At 71.9% G+C, this 16,651-nt stretch carries 20 protein-coding genes; 9 read left to right on the forward strand and 11 right to left on the reverse strand.

Features of this window, described 5'->3' with window-relative positions; genetic code table 11:
- Nucleotides 1-3: 3 nt before the first annotated feature.
- From ASF88_RS04690 to ASF88_RS04700, 3 genes are all read right to left on the reverse strand, one after another.
- A complete protein-coding gene (locus ASF88_RS04690; protein WP_055916664.1) occupies nucleotides 4-339 on the reverse strand; it encodes a hypothetical protein in 336 nt (111 codons plus the stop codon).
- Nucleotides 340-613: 274 nt separating this feature from the next.
- Entirely contained in the window at nucleotides 614-1,504 is an 891-nt protein-coding gene (locus ASF88_RS04695) for an aminodeoxychorismate lyase (protein ID WP_055914884.1), read from the reverse strand.
- Nucleotides 1,505-1,574: 70 nt separating this feature from the next.
- Nucleotides 1,575-1,868: an acylphosphatase gene (locus tag ASF88_RS04700; RefSeq protein ID WP_235493280.1), complete on the reverse strand. Its 294-nt coding sequence runs from the start codon at nucleotides 1,866-1,868 to the stop codon at nucleotides 1,575-1,577.
- Between the two features lie 32 nt (nucleotides 1,869-1,900).
- Between ASF88_RS04700 and ASF88_RS04705 the strand changes: the two genes are divergently transcribed.
- Nucleotides 1,901-3,439, forward strand: a complete 1,539-nt coding sequence (locus tag ASF88_RS04705) for a DUF7059 domain-containing protein (protein ID WP_235493281.1) — start codon at nucleotides 1,901-1,903, stop codon at nucleotides 3,437-3,439.
- Between the two features lie 32 nt (nucleotides 3,440-3,471).
- On the opposite strand, the gene ASF88_RS04710 is transcribed toward ASF88_RS04705, so the two are convergent.
- Complete coding sequence (locus ASF88_RS04710; protein WP_200935249.1) at nucleotides 3,472-3,957, reverse strand: metallophosphoesterase family protein; 486 nt, start codon at nucleotides 3,955-3,957, stop codon at nucleotides 3,472-3,474.
- A 60-nt stretch (nucleotides 3,958-4,017) separates the two neighbouring features.
- On the opposite strand from ASF88_RS04710, the gene ASF88_RS04715 reads away from it, so the two are divergent.
- Nucleotides 4,018-5,049, forward strand: coding sequence for an aldo/keto reductase (locus ASF88_RS04715; protein WP_055914893.1), 1,032 nt, complete (start codon nucleotides 4,018-4,020; stop codon nucleotides 5,047-5,049).
- Nucleotides 5,050-5,058: 9 nt separating this feature from the next.
- Here ASF88_RS04715 and ASF88_RS04720 read toward each other — a convergent pair whose 3' ends face one another.
- Nucleotides 5,059-5,511 carry a WapI family immunity protein gene (locus ASF88_RS04720; RefSeq protein ID WP_055914895.1) on the reverse strand — a complete coding sequence of 151 codons (453 nt, stop codon included), beginning with the start codon at nucleotides 5,509-5,511 and terminating at the stop codon, nucleotides 5,059-5,061.
- The gene (locus ASF88_RS04725) at nucleotides 5,508-6,101 is read right to left on the reverse strand and encodes an NADPH-dependent FMN reductase (RefSeq protein WP_055914898.1); all 594 of its coding nucleotides are present in this window, start codon (nucleotides 6,099-6,101) and stop codon (nucleotides 5,508-5,510) included. Before ASF88_RS04725 ends, ASF88_RS04720 begins: the two co-directional genes overlap by 4 nt.
- 186 nt (nucleotides 6,102-6,287) lie before the next feature.
- On the opposite strand from ASF88_RS04725, the gene ASF88_RS04730 reads away from it, so the two are divergent.
- Nucleotides 6,288-6,569 (forward strand): hypothetical protein, encoded by a 282-nt coding sequence (locus ASF88_RS04730; RefSeq protein WP_157498237.1) that lies wholly within the window; start codon nucleotides 6,288-6,290, stop codon nucleotides 6,567-6,569.
- Between the two features lie 73 nt (nucleotides 6,570-6,642).
- Complete coding sequence (locus ASF88_RS21100; protein ID WP_055914904.1) at nucleotides 6,643-9,657, forward strand: helix-turn-helix transcriptional regulator; 3,015 nt, start codon at nucleotides 6,643-6,645, stop codon at nucleotides 9,655-9,657.
- A 43-nt stretch (nucleotides 9,658-9,700) separates the two neighbouring features.
- On the opposite strand, the gene ASF88_RS04740 is transcribed toward ASF88_RS21100, so the two are convergent.
- On the reverse strand, nucleotides 9,701-10,117 hold the full coding sequence (locus tag ASF88_RS04740) for a TraR/DksA family transcriptional regulator (protein WP_055914907.1): 417 nt from the start codon (nucleotides 10,115-10,117) through the stop codon (nucleotides 9,701-9,703).
- Nucleotides 10,118-10,188: 71 nt separating this feature from the next.
- Between ASF88_RS04740 and ASF88_RS04745 the strand changes: the two genes are divergently transcribed.
- Nucleotides 10,189-10,479, forward strand: a complete 291-nt coding sequence (locus tag ASF88_RS04745; RefSeq protein ID WP_055914910.1) for a hypothetical protein — start codon at nucleotides 10,189-10,191, stop codon at nucleotides 10,477-10,479.
- Nucleotides 10,480-10,504: 25 nt separating this feature from the next.
- On the opposite strand, the gene ASF88_RS04750 is transcribed toward ASF88_RS04745, so the two are convergent.
- The 4 genes from ASF88_RS04750 to ASF88_RS20305 form a co-directional block, all read right to left on the reverse strand.
- Nucleotides 10,505-10,993, reverse strand: a complete 489-nt coding sequence (locus tag ASF88_RS04750; RefSeq protein ID WP_055914913.1) for a glutathione peroxidase — start codon at nucleotides 10,991-10,993, stop codon at nucleotides 10,505-10,507.
- A 92-nt stretch (nucleotides 10,994-11,085) separates the two neighbouring features.
- Nucleotides 11,086-12,006: a sulfurtransferase gene (locus ASF88_RS04755; RefSeq protein WP_157498239.1), complete on the reverse strand. Its 921-nt coding sequence runs from the start codon at nucleotides 12,004-12,006 to the stop codon at nucleotides 11,086-11,088.
- Nucleotides 12,007-12,085: 79 nt separating this feature from the next.
- Nucleotides 12,086-13,471 carry an L-serine ammonia-lyase gene (locus ASF88_RS04760; protein ID WP_055914919.1) on the reverse strand — a complete coding sequence of 462 codons (1,386 nt, stop codon included), beginning with the start codon at nucleotides 13,469-13,471 and terminating at the stop codon, nucleotides 12,086-12,088.
- A gap of 76 nt (nucleotides 13,472-13,547) precedes the next feature.
- A complete protein-coding gene (locus ASF88_RS20305) occupies nucleotides 13,548-13,718 on the reverse strand; it encodes a hypothetical protein (protein WP_157498240.1) in 171 nt (56 codons plus the stop codon).
- A 91-nt stretch (nucleotides 13,719-13,809) separates the two neighbouring features.
- On the opposite strand from ASF88_RS20305, the gene ASF88_RS04765 reads away from it, so the two are divergent.
- The 4 genes from ASF88_RS04765 to ASF88_RS04780 all read left to right on the forward strand — a co-directional run bounded on the left by ASF88_RS04765 (nucleotide 13,810) and on the right by ASF88_RS04780 (nucleotide 16,514).
- Complete coding sequence (locus ASF88_RS04765; RefSeq protein WP_055914922.1) at nucleotides 13,810-14,055, forward strand: helix-turn-helix domain-containing protein; 246 nt, start codon at nucleotides 13,810-13,812, stop codon at nucleotides 14,053-14,055.
- A complete protein-coding gene (locus ASF88_RS04770) occupies nucleotides 14,048-14,545 on the forward strand; it encodes a Clp protease N-terminal domain-containing protein (RefSeq protein ID WP_055914925.1) in 498 nt (165 codons plus the stop codon). The genes ASF88_RS04765 and ASF88_RS04770 overlap by 8 nt, the downstream gene beginning before the upstream one ends.
- Before the next feature lie 134 nt (nucleotides 14,546-14,679).
- The gene (locus ASF88_RS04775; protein WP_055914928.1) at nucleotides 14,680-15,699 is read left to right on the forward strand and encodes an ATP-binding cassette domain-containing protein; all 1,020 of its coding nucleotides are present in this window, start codon (nucleotides 14,680-14,682) and stop codon (nucleotides 15,697-15,699) included.
- Complete coding sequence (locus ASF88_RS04780) at nucleotides 15,696-16,514, forward strand: ABC transporter permease (protein ID WP_055914931.1); 819 nt, start codon at nucleotides 15,696-15,698, stop codon at nucleotides 16,512-16,514. The genes ASF88_RS04775 and ASF88_RS04780 overlap by 4 nt, the downstream gene beginning before the upstream one ends.
- The last annotated feature ends 137 nt before the right edge of the window (nucleotides 16,515-16,651 follow it).

Here is a 16,651-nt window from a genome sequence, read left to right on the forward strand (position 1 = left end):
CTACTACGCGCGCTCGACCTTGTCGAGCATTCCCCATACCGCTTCGCTCAGTTCGGGATGCTCCAGGGCGATGCGGCGCAGCACGCCGAACTCGAACCGCGTGTAGGTGTCGCGCCCGGCCGCGGGATGGTGCGCCCGGGACTGCTCCTCTGCGAGGTCGAACTCCTCGATCGCTCCCGCACGCAGCGAGATGACCACCTGCTCGTCGACGCTCGGGAGGTCGGGGATGAAATGCCAGGGATCTTCGCCGGCGCGGCACCGGTGCTCGATGATCGCAGCCAACTCGTCACGCGCCTGCTGACGCAGCACTTCGATGCTTCTCGGGACCTGCTCGTCCACGTCGACCTCCTTCCCCATGCGGTGGCCCCGGCGTCGTCGCCGGTACGGTGCGTACAGCCTAGGCGGCGAAATACGCGCACCGCCAATCGGGGTGTAACGCGCCATTCACGCGCGAGTAAACGGTGGAAGGCGCAGCGGGCCGCTCGGGCCGCCTTCGTCGCCGCGGCCAGCGGAGGAGTTCCGCTCGCGTTCGGACGCAGAGTCCTCCGTCAGCCGCCATGCTCCGGCGAGTCGCGCCTGATCTCCTCCATTGCCGACGAAGGGCCGCCGCCGCTCAGTGCGTCCGCGACAGCAGGTACCGGTTCAACTCCGCGGTCAGCTCGGCATCCACGGGGTACTCGCGGCCGTCGAGGTGCGTGATCGGCGCCGCCTGGCGCACGCTGGAGACCAGCCAGAGCGCATCGGCGGCCTCCAGCTCGTCAACTGTGATGTGGCGGTACTCCGTCGCGTACCCGCGCGCCTCGAAGAACGCGAACACCTCCGCCTGCGTCGTGCCGGCGAGGATCCCCTGGTCGGTCTGCGGAGTGACGACGACACCGTCGGCGAGCAGGATGACGTTGGAGGTCGGGCCCTCCAGCGCGAAACCGTCCGAACTGATGAAGATCACGTCGTCGGCGCCGCGGCGTGCGGCCTCCCGCTGGGCCGCGCGGTTCACGGCGTACGACAGGCTCTTCGCGCCCGCAAGCAGCCAGGGGGAGGTCTCGGCGACGTCGTGCCGCAGCCCGCGGTCGAGTGCGACGACCGAGATTCCGAGCCGTTGCTGCGTGAAGTCCTCGCCCTCGTGGACGAAGATCCAGCCGCTCGGAGCGCCGGTGCCCTCGATGCCGCGCGTGTAGATCAACTTGGCGAACAGCTCGCCGCCGTCGCCGTTGCGCGAGCGGTAGTCGTCGATGCCCGCCAGCACGGCCTCGTGCCAGACGTGCTCCGCGGGCGCCGGGAGGTCGAGCAGCTCGGCCGAGTGCGCAAGACGCATCAGGTGCGGCCCGAGCGCCTGCGGGTGCCCGTCGATGACGGCGATCGTCTCGAAGACGCCGTCACCGCGCGTCACGGCGAGATCGGTGATGCGCACCTGCGGTGCGTCGAAGTCGGCGAGGGCGAAGCCCTGGTCGCCGGGAGCGTGCTCGCCGGTGGGCGCGGTGATGGTCAGCAGCGTTGCGCGGGTCATGGCCCTATTGTGCCCCTCGCCGATGGCCTGTGTCAGGGCGTGACCTCGCGTCGGCCCCCTTCGCGTGCGCCTACTCGGTCTGACGGATGCGGAACGCGTCGTCGCCGTCGGGTACCGCCGCCGACACCCGCACGTCGTCGACGGCGCTGCCGGGAGGCCCCGAGCGCAGCCACGCGATCATCCGGTCGACGCGCGCCTCGTCGCCCTCGACCTCCACCTCCACGGTGCCGTCGGACCGGTTGCGGGCCCACCCGGTCACGCCGAGCCGGTGCGCCTCCTCACGGGCGCCCCAGCGGAAACCGACGCCCTGCACCATCCCGGTCACCACGGCTCGCCTTCGTACGATGCTCTCTCGGGAAGTCACAGCGCCCATTGTGCTCCTGGTTGAATGGATTCGTGCGTTCCGCAGCCGTCTCCGCCCTCCGCTCCGACCTTCACGCCGCCGGCTTCACCGTCGACGGGCTCAGCGCCCTCTGGGGCGAGTCGGCGTCCGCGGCGCTGTTCCGCGGTCGGCGGGTGCCGGCCGAGCGGGCGCTCGCCGCGGCCGAGGCCGGCGCACGCGGCACGCTCGCGTCCCTCTTCGTGCTCGGGAGGCCCGTTCCGCTCGCGGACGCCGCCGCGGCCCTCCCGACGCTCGGCCTCGCGGGCGCGGTCGAGCTCGGTCTCGTCATCGAGGGCCCGACGGGTGGTGAGACGATCGCCCCTGCCGTCGATCTGCGCCCCTACGCGTTCGTCGACGCGGTCGGCCCCGCCGAGTGGTGGATCGTGTCGGACCTCGGCGAGCTGGCCCTCGGCGGTGCGCTGCCGGAGGACCACGTGCTCGGCGTCGGCGGCGCCTCCCTGACCCTCAGCGGCCTGATGCTGCAGCGCCCGGTGCGCTCCGCCCTCGACCTCGGCACGGGATGCGGCATCCAGGCTCTGCACGCCGCCCGCCACGCGGAGCGGGTCGTCGCGACCGACATCTCCGAGCGCGCGTTGCGGCTCGCGGCGCTGAACGCCGAACTCAACGACGTCGAGGGGATCGAGTTCCGGCTCGGCAGCCTGTTCGAGCCGGTGGCCGGCGAGACCTTCGACCACATCGTCTCCAACCCGCCCTTCGTCATCACGCCGCGGGTGGAGGGCGTTCCCGCCTACGAGTACCGCGACGGCGGCATGGTCGGCGACGCCCTGGTGGCCGCGTTCGTCTCCGGCTGCGGCGAGCACCTGACCCCGGGAGGCGTCGCGCAGTTGCTCGGCAACTGGGAGTACCACGGCACGGGCGACGCGCTCGACCGCGTGCGTGGGTGGGTCGACGACTCCGCTCAGCCGCTCGACGCCTGGGTGATCGAGCGCGACACGGAGGACGCCGCCCAGTACGCCGAGACGTGGATCCGCGACGGCGGCACCCGCCCCGGCACACCGGAGTTCGACCGGCTGGAGGGCGCCTGGCTCGACGACTTCGAGGCCAGGGACGTGCGGGAGGTCGGCTTCGGCTACGTCCTGCTCCGACGCGCCGACGGCCTCCGCGCCGACGGCCTCCCGACCCTTCGCCGGTTCGAGCGGAGGCACGGCTCGCTCGGCGCGAACGAGGCGGGGCTGGGCGTGCACCTCGGCGACTGCCTGGCGGCGCACGACGCCCAGGCCGCGCTCGACGACGACGCACTTGCCGGCCTCCGGCTCACGGTCGCGCCCGACGTCACCGAGGAGCGGCACCTGTGGCCGGGCGCCGACGCTCCGACCGCGATCCTCCTGCGTCAGGGCGGCGGATTCGGTCGCGTCGTCTCGGCCGACACCGGTCTGGCCGCCCTGGTCGGCGCGTGCGACGGCGAGCTGCCCGTCGGTGCGATCATCGCCGCGCTCGCGCAGCTTCTCGAGGTCGAGGAGCCCGCGCTGCGCGCCGATCTGCTCCCCGCCGTCCGCGCCCTCCTCACAGACGGCCTGCTCACCCTCCCGTAACCGACCAGGCCGTAACCGACCGGGAGCAGCGTTCAGCGCGGGAGCGGGACGAGGCGCACGTCGGTGAGCCGGCCGTCGGCGACCTCCGCGGTCAGGTAGGTGCAGAACGGCTGCCGCCGGCGGTCGGTGGGCGACCCGGGGTTCAGGAGGCGCAGGCCGCCTGGGGCGACGGTGTCCCACGGGATGTGCGAGTGGCCGAAGACCGGCACGTCGGCGTCGGCGAAATCGCGCTCGCAGCGCTGCTCGCGGCCGGTGGCAGGACCGGTCTCGTGGACGACCGCGAACCGCAGCCCGCCGAGATCGGCGCGCGCGACCTCCGGCAACCGCCGACGCAGCGAGGGGCCGTCGTTGTTGCCCCACACGCCGATCAGCCGTCGGGAGCGCTCCTCCAGCAGGTCGAGCGTCGGGTCGTCGACCCAGTCGCCGGCGTGGATCACCACGTCGGCGTCATCGACCGCGGCGACAACCTGCGCCGGCAGCGCCCGAGCGCGTTTCGGCACGTGCGTATCGGACAGCATCAGCAGCTTCACGATGGCAAACGGTAGGCGAAAACGCCGGGCGAGGCTAGCGTCGAGGCCATGGACCTCAGGACCCTCGGAAACAGCGGAACGATCGTGTCCGCCTTCGCACTCGGCACCATGACCTTCGGAGCGGAGGCCGATGAAGCCACCTCCCACGCCATCCTGGAGCGGTATCTCGACGCCGGAGGCACGTTCATCGACACGGCGGACGTCTACAGTTCCGGCGTCTCCGAGTCGATCATCGGGCGCTGGCTCGCCCGCAACGACGGCCGTCGCGACCAGATCGTCATCGCGACGAAGGGCCGGTTCCCGATGGGGGAGGGCTCGAACGACGTCGGCCTCTCGCGCACCCACCTGCGCAAGGCGCTCGACGACTCGCTCCGCCGGCTGGGCGTGGACCACATCGATCTCTACCAGTTGCACGCCTGGGACGCCCTCACACCGCTCGACGAGACGCTGCGGTTCCTCGACGACGCCGTCACGGCCGGCAAGATCGGCTACTACGGCTTCTCTAACTACCTCGGGTGGCAGCTGACCAAGGCGGTCGCCGTCGCCGACGGCTACGGGTTCGCTCCGCCGGTCACGCTGCAGCCGCAGTACAGCCTCCTGGTGCGCGGCATCGAGCACGAGATCGTGCCGGCGGCTCTCGATGCCGGGATCGGCCTGCTGCCGTGGTCGCCGCTGGCGGGCGGCTGGTTGAGCGGCAAGTACCGCCGCGACCAGGCGCCGACCGGGGCGACCCGGCTGGGCGAGGACCCGAAGCGCGGCATGGAGGCCTTCGACGCCCGCAATGCCGATCCGCGCACCTGGGAGGTCATCGACGCCGTGCAGGCGGTGTCCGAGGAGACCGGCGCGAGCATGTCGCAGGTCGCCCTGGCGTGGCTGGTCGACCGTCCGGCCGTGACGAGTGTCATCCTGGGCGCGCGCACCATCGAGCAATTGGACGACAACCTCGCGGCTGCCGACCTCGAGCTGAGCGATGAGCAGGTCGCCCGGCTCGACGAGGTGAGCGAGCCCCGGACCGAGGTGTACCCCTACGGCCCGCAGGCGGTCGCTCAGCGCCACCGCAAGTACGAGGGCGGTCGCTGAGCGCTCCATTCACTCCGCGGCGGAGGAGATCGCTTCGACGAAGGCGACGGCGGCCTCCTCGACCGCGGGAGCCGCGAGCCGGACGCCGAGCACCACATCGGTCGTCCGGGGCGACTGCCCTGGCGGCGGCGGGCTGTCGTCCACCCTCGACATCCCGAGTACCGACACCCGCAGCTCGACCTCTCCGCCCGGCGCTCGCCGACCCGCGAGCGACAGCGCGGGCGAGCGGAAGGTGAGCGAGGTCCACTCATCGGCGCCGAGCGTGAGATCGCCGGGCAGCCCCGCCAGCCAGGCGCCGAGGTCGTTCGCCTCGTCGACGCTCAGCAGCGGCCCGGCGAGGGTCCAGCGGTGCGCGCCGTCGACGGCGTCCACGCGCAGAACGAGCGCGTCGCCGTCGCGGCCGAGCGGGTTCAGCGCGACGCTGCGCGGCGTCTCGGCGTCCTGGAGCAGCGGCGGCGTCACCGTGGCGCCGGCACGACGGTCAGCACGCGCTCGATGTACTCGAAGAACGAGACCATGAATCCGCGGAGGAACGCCTCCGTCGACTCGTCGTTGACCGTGCCGTCGTCGTCGATCAGGCCGGGACGCATCTGGATGTACGCCTCCGGCGCGTTCATCTGCGGCGCCTGCAGGAAGCTGAGCACGCTGCGCAGCTGCTGCTGCGCGACCGCCGTGCCGATCGCTCCGGGCGAGGCCCCGATCACGGCGGTCGCCTTGCGCGCGATCACGTTCTCGCCGTAGGGCCGGCTGGCCCAGTCGATCGCGTTCTTGAGGGCTCCGGGGATGGAGCGGTTGTACTCCGGCGTCACGAACAGCAGCGCCTGCTGCGCGGCGATCGACGCTTTGTAGTCCTGCGCGACCGGGGGGAAGTCCCCGTCGAAGTCACGGTTGTAGAGCGGGAGGCCGCCGATCTCGATCTCGGTGAAGACCAGCTCGTCCGGGGCGAGGTGGAGGAGGGCTTTCGCAAGCCTCCGGTTGATCGAGACCGAGGAGAGGCTGCCGACGAAGTAGCCGACGCGATAGGGAGGCTGCAGCTCGTTGATCGTTGCCATGACGTCAGCTTGCTCCGACGGCGGCACGGTGTCGAGCCCTGCCGTGTGCGCTGTCCCCTTCGGGCGCTTGCGGCACGTTCTGAGGCGGTGCCGGGCCGGAATAGGGCATCTTCCCGATGTGGGAGGGGGTCCTTAGCGACGAGTCTGAGGGAGTCGAAGAAAGCAGTGGAACGAAGGGTGAGGATCATGATGCTGTCCGAGGAGTTCGTCGCCGGTCGCGTGTTCGAGGGGGACGCCCGCCGGGCCGAGCAGGAGCGCGAGCTGGTGCGCCGCCGCCGTGAGCAGCGCGCGGCGCGGCGGGCGGAGCACGCCGCCGACCGCGCTGCGCGGAGCCTGCGCCGGCACGCTGCCCCTGCCGCCCCGGAGGCGGTGGCGACGTCAATCGCTCCGGCGGCGGAGCCGACGCGCGAGCCGGTCGGGCAGCCCGTCGCCGAGCCGCAGCGGGAGCTCGCTCACGCCGGGCGATGACGGCGGTTCTGCCCTGCGCGAAGCCGGGCGCGGGAGGGGTGAGGATGTCGGTGGTGCGTGGCACGATGAGGCCATGCGATCACCGGCGTCCAGCCCCACGATGATCGGACGCGAGTCCGATCTCGAGGCGCTGCGCGACGAACTCCGTGCCGTCGAAGTCGGCGGCGTCGAACACGGCGGCGGCCTGCGCGCTGTCGTCATCGGCGGAGAGGCGGGCATCGGCAAGTCCCGGCTGCTCGCCGAGTTCCTCGCCGAGGCCGAGAGCTCCGCGACGGTGCTGCTGGGCCGCTGCGTCGACCTCGGCAACGACGGAGCCCCGTACGCGCCGTTCGCGAGCATCCTGCGTCGGCTCATCGAGCTGCGCGGTCTCGACACGGTCCTCGCCGCCGCCGGCCACGGAGCGGGAGTGCTGCCTGTGCTGTTGCCCGAGCTCGCCGACGACTCCGCCGTTCCTGCCCGCACCGGCGCCGAACGTCTCTACGAACTGGTCACGGTGCTTCTCGAGACGCTCTCGGTCGACCGACCCCTCGTGCTCGCTGTGGAGGACATCCACTGGGCCGACTCCGCCACGCTCGAACTGCTGCGGTTCATCGTGCGGATGGCCGAGCGCGGGCGCATCCTCGTGCTGCTCAGCTACCGCAGCGATGAAGTCGGTCGCGGCCACCCGCTGCGGTCCTACCTCGCCGAGCTGGAGCGCACGCGCCGGCTCACCCGCTGGGAGCTCGCCCGGCTCGGCCGCGACCAGGTGGAGGCGCTCATCGCCCGCCTGCTCGGGTGCGAGCCCGACGCCGCGACGGTCGACCGCGTCTACGAGATGAGCGAGGGCGTCCCGTTCTTCGTCGAGGAGCTGATCGGCATCGACGGCCTCGCGACGGGCGAAGACCTCCCCGAGACCCTGCGCGAGCTCTTGCTCGCGCGATTCGAGAAGCTCAGCGATCCGACCCAGCAGCTGCTGCGTCTCGTCTCGGCCGGGGGAGTCTGCGTCGATCACGAACTGCTCAGCGCGGTCTTCGACGGAACCGCCGACGAGCTCGACGCCGCGGCAAGGGAGGCCGTGGTCGCCAACGTCCTCGCGGCAGACACGACCGAGTACACCTTCCGGCACGCTCTCGTCCGCGAGGCCATCCACGCCGACCTGCTCCCGGGCGAGCGCAGCCGTTACCACCGGAGGTTCGCCGAAGCCCTGGAGGCCAGCCCCCAGTGTTCCGCCACGCAGCTCTCCACCCACTGGCTCGCAGCGCACGATCTGCGGCGTGCGTTCATCGCGTCGCTCGAGGCGATGGAGGAGGCCCGCCGCTCCTATGCCTACGCGACGGCCGCCGCGATGGGCGACCGTGCACTCGACCTGTGGGACAGCGTGCCCGACGCCCAGGAGCTCGGCTCCGGCGCTCTCGGCATCACCAGCCGCACCGACCTGCTGTCGCGCACGGCCTCGGCGCTGCGCAACGCGGGAGACAACGAGCGCGCGCTCGCGATGGTGAACGCGGCGCTCGAATCGGCGGCCGACCTCCCGCCCGCCCGGCACGCGCGACTGCTGCGCGACAAGGCGCAATACCTGATGAACCTCAACCGGCCGGGCGTCATCGAGCTGCTGCAGGATGCCTTGGAGGTCGTTCCTGCCGGTTCGCTCCCCGCCGGCGACGGTCTGCGCCCGCAACTCCTCACCGAGCTGGCCGCCAGGTACATGCTCGCCGCCCGTTTCGACGAGGCGGTCGCGCTCACCTCGCAGGCGGTCGACGAAGCGGAGAGCGGGGCCGAGGCGCTGCTCTCGGTCGCCCACAACATCCGCGGCAGCTCGCTGGTCGCGGCGGGCTCGATCGAACGAGGCCTCGCCGAGCTCGACGAGGCCGGCCGACTGGCGGAGCACGACCCGGGAGCCGCGCTGCGCTACGCGGTCAACGCGTCCGATGCGATGAACACGCTGGGTCGGTACGAGGAGGCCGTGCGCCTCGCCGAGCGCGGCGCCCGCGAGGCGCGTGCCCGCGGAGTCGAGCGCACGTCCGGCGTCATCCTGTCGTCCAACACGGTCGAACCGCTGCTCGCGCTCGGCGAGCTCGATCGCGCCGAGGCCATGCTCGATCCGGCGCTCGCACTCGATCCGCCGCCGAGCTTCCGGGCGCACCTGCAGCGCATGAAGCTCTGGATCACGCTCTGGCGCGGCGACCTCGACACGGCCGAGGCGCTGCTGCGGCGCTGGCACGGCGGCCTGCGCACGCTCGGCGAGCTGGAGGTGCAGTCCGAACTGGGCGTGGCGCGGCTGGCCGCCGAGCTGGCGATCGCGCGCGGAGACCATCTCGGTGCCTGGGAGGCGACCGCGCCGGTGCGCGCGGCCGCTCATCACCGGCTGCCGGCCTCCGACCTCCCGGTGCTCGCGGCGGCTGCGCGTGCACTCGCAGACGGCGCGTTCCGCGCGGCACGCGAGGCCGGGGCGTCCGGTGGCGCAGGCGCGCTCGACGACCTCGACGGGATCGACGTCGTGGGGGAGGCCGCTCGCCTGGACGCCGTGCTCACGGCCATCGAGACCTGGCCGACCGCCGTCGCGTGGGGTCCGGTGATCCGCGCCGAACTCGCCACGGCCCTGGCTGCTGTGGAGGCCGCGGACGGTTCGGATGGCCGCCCCGCTCCCGAACGATTCGCCGCCGCCCGCGCCGCCTGGCAGGCCGCGATCGACGCGACGGCGTCACCGCTGGCGCCTGCGCACCTCCACCCCTACGCCCTGGTGCGCGCCGCCCGCGTGGCGCGGGCCGCCGGAGACAGCGGCGCGGTCGAGCAGCTCGCCGCCGCAGCCCGTGGCGAGGCCGAGCGCTCGGGATTCGGCCTCCTCACCGAGGCCGCCACGGCGCTCGCCTCCTCGCGCAGCAACCGCGCGGGGCACGGAGCGGCCGCCGTCGGGCCGGGGGCACCGCTGACCGAGCGCGAAGAGCAGGTGCTCGCGCTCATCGAGCAGGGCCTCAGCAACAAGCAGATCGGCGAAGCGCTGTTCATCTCCGCCAAGACCGCGAGCGTGCACGTGTCGAGCATCCTGCGCAAGGTCGGCGCCTCCAGCCGCACAGAGGCGGTCTACCGGGCATCCCGCGCGAGCCGATAGCGACCGGCTGTCCGCTCAGCGTCGTCCGCTCAGCCCCGTTCGGTCAACGCTCGGCGGCGACCGCGCAGACGATGCAGAGTTCGGTCGTCGGGCGTGCCTCCAGCCGCGGCACCCCGATCGGGCGTCCGCACGTCGAACACCTGCCGTAGCGTCCGGTTCGGATGCGCTCGCGGGCCGCGTCGACGGCCGCGATGTCGTCGGCGGTCTCCGAGCGGAGCGCGTGCAGCCGACTCCACTCCGCACTGAGCGTCGGCCCCTCCGGATCGTGCTCGTCGTCGGCGGTCGACTCCGACCGCGACGACAGCAGACTGCCGAGCGCCTCCGCGTGCCGCTGCGCCTCGGCGACGTCCCCCCGGCGCCGCTCGACGAGCATCCGGTCGAAGGCCTCCAGCTCGTCGGTCGTCAGGCCCGCGTCCTGGATGATGTAGAGCTCTCGTGTATCCGGTGATTCGGTGTGCATTCGCGCACCCCCTTCCGATCCCGCCGTGTCAGCGTACGTCATGGTAGGCCTGCGCGCCGTAGGCTCGGCGCGTGCCTTCGTTTCGTGTGATCATCCCCGTCGGGCGGCTGCACGCCGACGTCTCCGCCACCTCCATCGAGCCCGCGGCTGCCGCGGCGACGGCCGAACTCGCCACCGTGGAGGCGACGAGCGTCGACGTCGTCAGCCGCGAGGCGCGGCTGACCGTGCGCTTCACGGCCGACCGCAGCGCCGAGGCGCTCCGGGTCGCCGAGCACACCGTGGCGGCCGTGCAGCTGCTCGCCGAGACGGGGTCGTGGCGGCTCACCGAGCGCGTCGGAGGTCGTTGGTTCCGGCGCGCCTGAGCCCGGGCTACGAGCGAGCCGACGATCAAGCGACCGCCGGAAGCGCCGCCTCGATCAGCCCGACGATGCGCGGGTCGTCCGGTTCGGTCTGCGGACGGAAGCGGTGCACCGCGCCGTCGGGCGTGATGACGAACTTCTCGAAGTTCCACTTGACCTTGCCGGCTTTGCCGTCGACGTCCGGGTGGGTGGTCAGCTCGGCGTAGAGCGGGTGCGCGTTGCGCCCGTTCAGCCGTACCTTCTCCATCATCGGGAACGTGACGCCCCACGTCGTGGAGCAGTACTCCTTGATCGCGTCCGTCGAGCTGAGCTCCTGGAGGAACTGGTTACTCGGGAAGCCGATCACGGTGAAGCCGCGGTCGCCGTAGGTCTCCTGCAGCTTCTCGAGCTTCTCGTACTGCGGTGCGAGTCCGCAGCGCGAGGCGACGTTGACGACCAGGATGACCTTGCCCGCGAATTCGGACAGGCTGCTCGGCGCACCGTCGATGGTCTGGAATGGAATCTCCATCAGGGTCATGATCCGAGCCTACGTCGCGCTATGGCACTCAGTGCCCGATCGCGGCGAAAACCCAGGATCGCCCCTCCCGAGCCGAGATAGCCGCGACCGGGTCACAGGCTCGCGAGCGGCGCCTCCGGGTCGGACGCCCACTCGGCGAGAGAGCCGTCGTACACCGTCACGTCGTCGCGGCCGAGCAGGGCGAGTGCCAGTGCGTCCGCGGCGGCGGCGATCCCTCCTCCGCAATACGCCACAATCGGGTCGGAGGACGACAGCACGTCGGCGAAGAGCTCGCGCAGCTCGGCGCGGGGTAGAAAGGCGTTCGTCGCCCTGTCGACGAGTCGAACCGCGGGCGCGCTCACGCTACCCGGGAGGTGCCGCGCGGCGAAGTCGCGCGGCGGGGTCCCGCAGACCAGCGTTCCGGCGCGGTCGCCGGACAGCACGGCCGCGACGTCGTCCCGGTCGCTCCAGAAGCCGGGGAGCTCCGCAACGGGGACGAAGTCGGCCGGCTGCGGCTCGACCTGGCCGCTCTCGAGCGGGCGGTCTTCGCCGCTCCACTTGGTGACGCCGCCGTCGAGCACGGCGACGCGGTCGTGACCGAACGAGCGGAACAGCCACCACAACCGCGAGGCCCACTGCCCGACCGCCGCATCGTAGATGACGACCGTCGTGCCGGCCTCCACCCCGAGCGCTGCAGCGGCGCTCGCGAACGCCTCGGCGCCCGGACGCGTGAACGGGAACCGCCCGGCCGGGTCGCTGAACGGGTCGAGGAGGTCGGCGAAGACGGCGCCGGGCACGTGGCCGTCGCGGTACTGGCCGGCTCCGCTCACGTAGCCGACACGTCCGTCGGCGCCCGTCGCGGCCACCACCGTCGCATCGACGACCACCAGGCCGTCCGATCCCAGGTGGTCGCACAGCCACTGGGTCGACACCAGCGGCCCGGCGAGCGCGGCGCCGAGCGCGGCCCCGCGGTGGTGGGGAGCGCGGTGGGTCTCGGGGTCGGCCTGGCCGGAGTGGTCGGTCGTGATCGTCATGCCGACCACGCTAACCGGGGCCTCCGACGTCGCCTACGATCGCCGCAACCGGGCGTAATGCGTGGCCCGCACCGCCGGCTCAGCACTCGATGACGTTGACCGCCAGGCCGCCCTCGCTGGTCTCCTTGTACTTCGTCGACATGTCGAGGCCCGTCTGCCGCATCGTCTCGATCACCGTGTCGAGGGAGACCAGGTGCGATCCGTCGCCGTGCAGCGCGAGCCGTGCTGCCGAGACCGCTGTGGAGGAGGCGATCGCGTTGCGCTCGATGCACGGGATCTGCACGAGCCCGCCGACCGGGTCGCAGGTCAGTCCGAGATGGTGCTCCATCGCGATCTCGGCCGCGTTCTCCACCTGCTTCGGCGTGCCGCCGAGCACCGCGCAGAGCGCGCCGGCCGCCATCGCGCAGGCCGACCCGACCTCGGCCTGGCATCCGCCCTCCGCGCCGGAGATCGAGGCGTTCGCCTTGAACAGCGACCCGATGGCCGTCGCCGTGAGCAGGTACTTGCGGATGCCGTCGAGCGACGCGCCGGGGACGAAGCGGAGGTAGTAGTGGGCCACCGCCGGGACGATGCCCGCGGCGCCGTTCGTCGGCGCGGTGACGACGCGGCCTCCGGAGGCGTTCTCCTCGTTGACCGCCAGCGCGAAGGCATGCAGCCACTCCAGCGACGTGGCACGGCCGGGGTCGTCCTGCACGCTCTCGAGGTGTTCGCGCATCGCGGCGGCGCGCCGTTTCACGCCGAGTCCGCCGGGGAGGGTGCCGTCGCCGGCGAGACCCCGCGCGACGCACTCGGCCATGGCCTCCCAGATCAGGTCGAGGCGGGCGTCGGTGGGTTCTGCGCCGTGCAGGGCGGCCTCGTTGCGGCGTGCGACCTCGCAGATCGGGATGTCGAGCCGCTCGCAGATGGCGAGGAGCTCCTCGGCCGAGTCGTAGGGCAGGGGATGGGCGGCGCGGGCCGCGAGGTCGGCCTCCTCGCCGTCGCGGCGGATGAAGCCGCCGCCGATCGAGTAGTAGGTCTCCTCCAGCAGTGGCAGGGGCTCGCGCGTGCCGTCGGCCGAGCGGCCCCAGGCGCGCAGGGTGAGCGCGTTGGGGTGGCCGGGGAGGCGCGTGCGCGGCTCGAAGTCGATATCGTCCTTCGAGAGCGGGATCTCGCGTCGTCCGGCCAGCAGCAGCGTCGTGCCCGGTTCGATCGCAGACCAGGCGCCGCGGACGTCCTCCGGGCGGCAGTTCTCCGGCTCGTTGCCGCGCAGCCCGGCGACGACGGCGTCCGGGGTGCCGTGGCCGATCCCGGTGGAGCCGAGGGATCCGTACAGCGTGCAGGTGACCTGGTCGACGCGGTCGAGGAGGCCGTCGGCGACGATCCGGTCGGCGAACGCCTTCGCCGCCCGCAAGGGTCCGACGGTGTGCGAGCTCGAGGGGCCGATGCCGATCGAGAACAGGTCGAAGGCCGAGACGTACGCTGTCACTTCATCAGTGTACGTCGCCCATTGCGCGGGATTCGCGCGCCCAGGTGCGCATCCGCGCGGATATCGTGCGCGCCGGTCAGATTCGACGCGGCTGCACGCGGGCGTCGCCCGGCGCGCACCACGTGGTCTCAAGCCCGCCGTCGAGGGCCGAGTACTCCACGAGGAACTGCCCGCCCTCGTCTGGTCGCTCCACCACCACTCCGGGGCGATCCCCGAGCCATACGGTCGTGCCGACGCCGATGTCCATGCCGGCCAGGATACGCGTGGTCGCGTCGGGAACGGAGGAGAAGCAAGCAACTTAAGTTGACAATTCGGAGTAAGCAACTAAAGTTGCTCCCATGAACCCTCCACCCACCCCGGCACCCGACCCGCTCGGCGGGGTCGCCGACGGCCTCGCCGCCGTCGTCTCCCTCCGCGAGCTCGCCGACCGGCTCGAAGACGCGGAGGTCGAGCGCGCCCTCCGCGACGGCTGGAGCTGGACCCAGATCGCCGACGCCCTCGGCGTCACCCGCCAAGCCGTGCACAAGAAGCACCTGCGTCGCGTCGCCGCGGCCGGCATCGCCCTCAGGAGACGAAATGTCTGAAACCGCCAACAACGCCCCCGGGCAGCCGCTCTCCAAGGCGGTGCGCGCGGTCGTCATCGCCTCGGTCGCCGAAGCGCAGCGCCGCAACTCGACCCTGGTCGAGGCCGAGCACCTGCTGCTCGCGCTCTCCCGCGACGGCAGCAGCCCCATCCGCGACGTGCTCGCCGACGCCGGGCTCGACCCGGCCGGGCTGGAGGCCGCCCTGCGCGCCGAGCGCGAGGCCAGCCTCCGCGTGGCCGGCGTCGAGCCTCCGGGGGAGGAGCGCCTGGTCTCCTCACCGCGGGTCGCCCGCCCGCGCTGGGGCGCCTCGGCGAAGGAGGCGCTGTCGCGGGCCCACCGTGTCGCGTCGGCGCACCGTCGCCAGCGTTCCGGCGAGGCCGACCTCGTTACCGCGATCCTCGGCCTCGAACTCGGCACCGTTCCACGCGCCCTGCTGCTCGCCGGCGTCGATCGTCCGGCGGTCGTCGCCGCGGTCCGCACCGTCGCCTGAGCGGCGTCCTCCGCCCGCTCATCTCCCTCTCACCGCCGCTTACACCCGCGCGGCGGCCCTGTAAGCGCGCCGTAAGCGCTGTGTAAGCGCGCCCGGCGAGCATCGACTCATCCACCTCATCAGGAAGGACCACCATGACTCGCAGCACCGAGTGGGCCGTCGAGGCCCACGGGCTCGTCAAGGTCTTCGGCGACAACCGGGCGGTCGACGGTGTCGACCTGAACGTCCGCGCCGGAACCGTCTACGGTGTCCTCGGCCCGAACGGCGCCGGGAAGACCACCACCATCTCCATGCTCGCCACGCTGCTCCGGCCCGACGGCGGCGACGCGTTCATCTTCGGGCACGACATCCGCAAGGAGCAGCAGGTCGTCCGCCAGCTGCTGGGCGTCACCGCCCAGTTCGCCTCGGTCGACGAGACGCTCTCGGCCAACGAGAACCTCATGATCTTCGCCCGCCTGCTCGGCCTGAGCGGCCGGGAGGCGAAGGCCAAGACCGCCGAGCTGCTCGAGGAGTTCGGGCTGTCGGACGCCGCCAAGCGTCCGCTCAAGAAGTTCTCGGGCGGCATGCGCCGCCGGCTCGACCTCGCGGCCAGCCTCATCGCGCAGCCGCCGCTGATCTTCCTCGACGAGCCGACCACGGGCCTAGACCCGCGCACCCGCGCACAGATGTGGGACACCATCCGCCGGCTGGTCGCCACCGGCTCGACGGTGCTGCTCACCACGCAGTACCTCGACGAGGCCGATCAGCTGGCCGACCGCATCGCGGTCATCGATCGCGGCCGCGTCGTCGCCGAGGGCACCGCCGACGAGCTCAAAGCCTCGGTCGGGGACTCCTCGCTGCAGCTGCGCCTGGCCGACCCGGCCGACATCGAGGACGCCCGCCGGGCCATCGCCGCCGTGCTCGGCGTGGAGGCCGTCGTCTCGCCCGAAGGCTCGCGGCTCACCGCGCCCATGCGCGACGCCGACGCCGTCACCGACCTGTTCGTCACTTTCCGCGAGGCCGGCATCCACCTGCAGGAGATGTCCGTGCAGAAGCCGACCCTCGACGAGGTTTTCCTGACGCTGACCGGCCACGGCGTCGAAGAAGAGAACGACGCGGACGACGAGTCCGCCGAGTCCGACACGGCCGCTGCATCAGAAGGAGTCCGGGCATGAGCGCCATCGCCACCATCACTCCGCCCTCCGAGCGGAACCTGAAGAACCACGTCAGCCTCGGCCAGACGCTGTCGAACACGATAACGATGGCCCACCGCGGCCTCCTGAAGATCAAGCGGACGCCCGAGCAGCTGTTCGACGTGACCCTGCAGCCGATCATCTTCACGATCATGTTCGCCCTGCTGTTCGGCGGCGCGATCGCCGGAGGGGTGTCGCACTACCTGCCCTACCTGATTCCCGGCATCCTCGCCCAGACGGTGATCACGACCTCCGTCGTCACCGGCGTGCAGTTGCGGGAGGACATGGACAAGGGCGTGTTCGACCGCTTCAAGTCGATGCCGATCGCCAGGATCGCGCCGCTTTCGGGCGCGTTGCTCGCCGACACGCTGCGCTACGCGATCGCGACGACGATCACCTTCGTCACCGGGTTCTTCATGGGCTACCGGCCCGCCGCGGGCTTCGGCTTCGTGGTCCTGGCCGGACTGCTCGTCATCGTCTGCGCCTGGGCGATCAGCTGGATCTTCGCCTTCTTCGGCGTGATCGCCCGCACGGCCGGATCGGTCCAGGGCATCTCGTTCCTGGTGCTCTTCCCGCTGACGTTCTTCTCGAACGCCTTCGTGCCGGTGAACACCCTCCCGGACTGGCTGCAGTGGTTCGTCAACATCAACCCCGTCTCGCACCTGGTGACGGCGGTGCGCGACCTCGCCAACAACGGCACCTTCGGGGCCGACGGCTGGTGGGCGCTCCTCGGCGCGGCGGTCATCGTCGCGGTCTTCGCACCCCTCACGGTGCGCGCCTACATGCGGAAGGCCTAGCCTCCCGCCCCACGGTCAGCGGCCGTCGTCTCCTGCGGAGGGAGGCGGCGGCCGCTTTGTGCGTGACGTCCGGTGTGAGAAGGAGATCTCGCGCGACATGCCCTAAGACCTCCTGTCTCAGCGCTGAAACAGGAGAA

The organism is Leifsonia sp. Leaf336 (genome assembly GCF_001423695.1).
GTDB lineage: Bacteria > Actinomycetota > Actinomycetes > Actinomycetales > Microbacteriaceae > Leifsonia.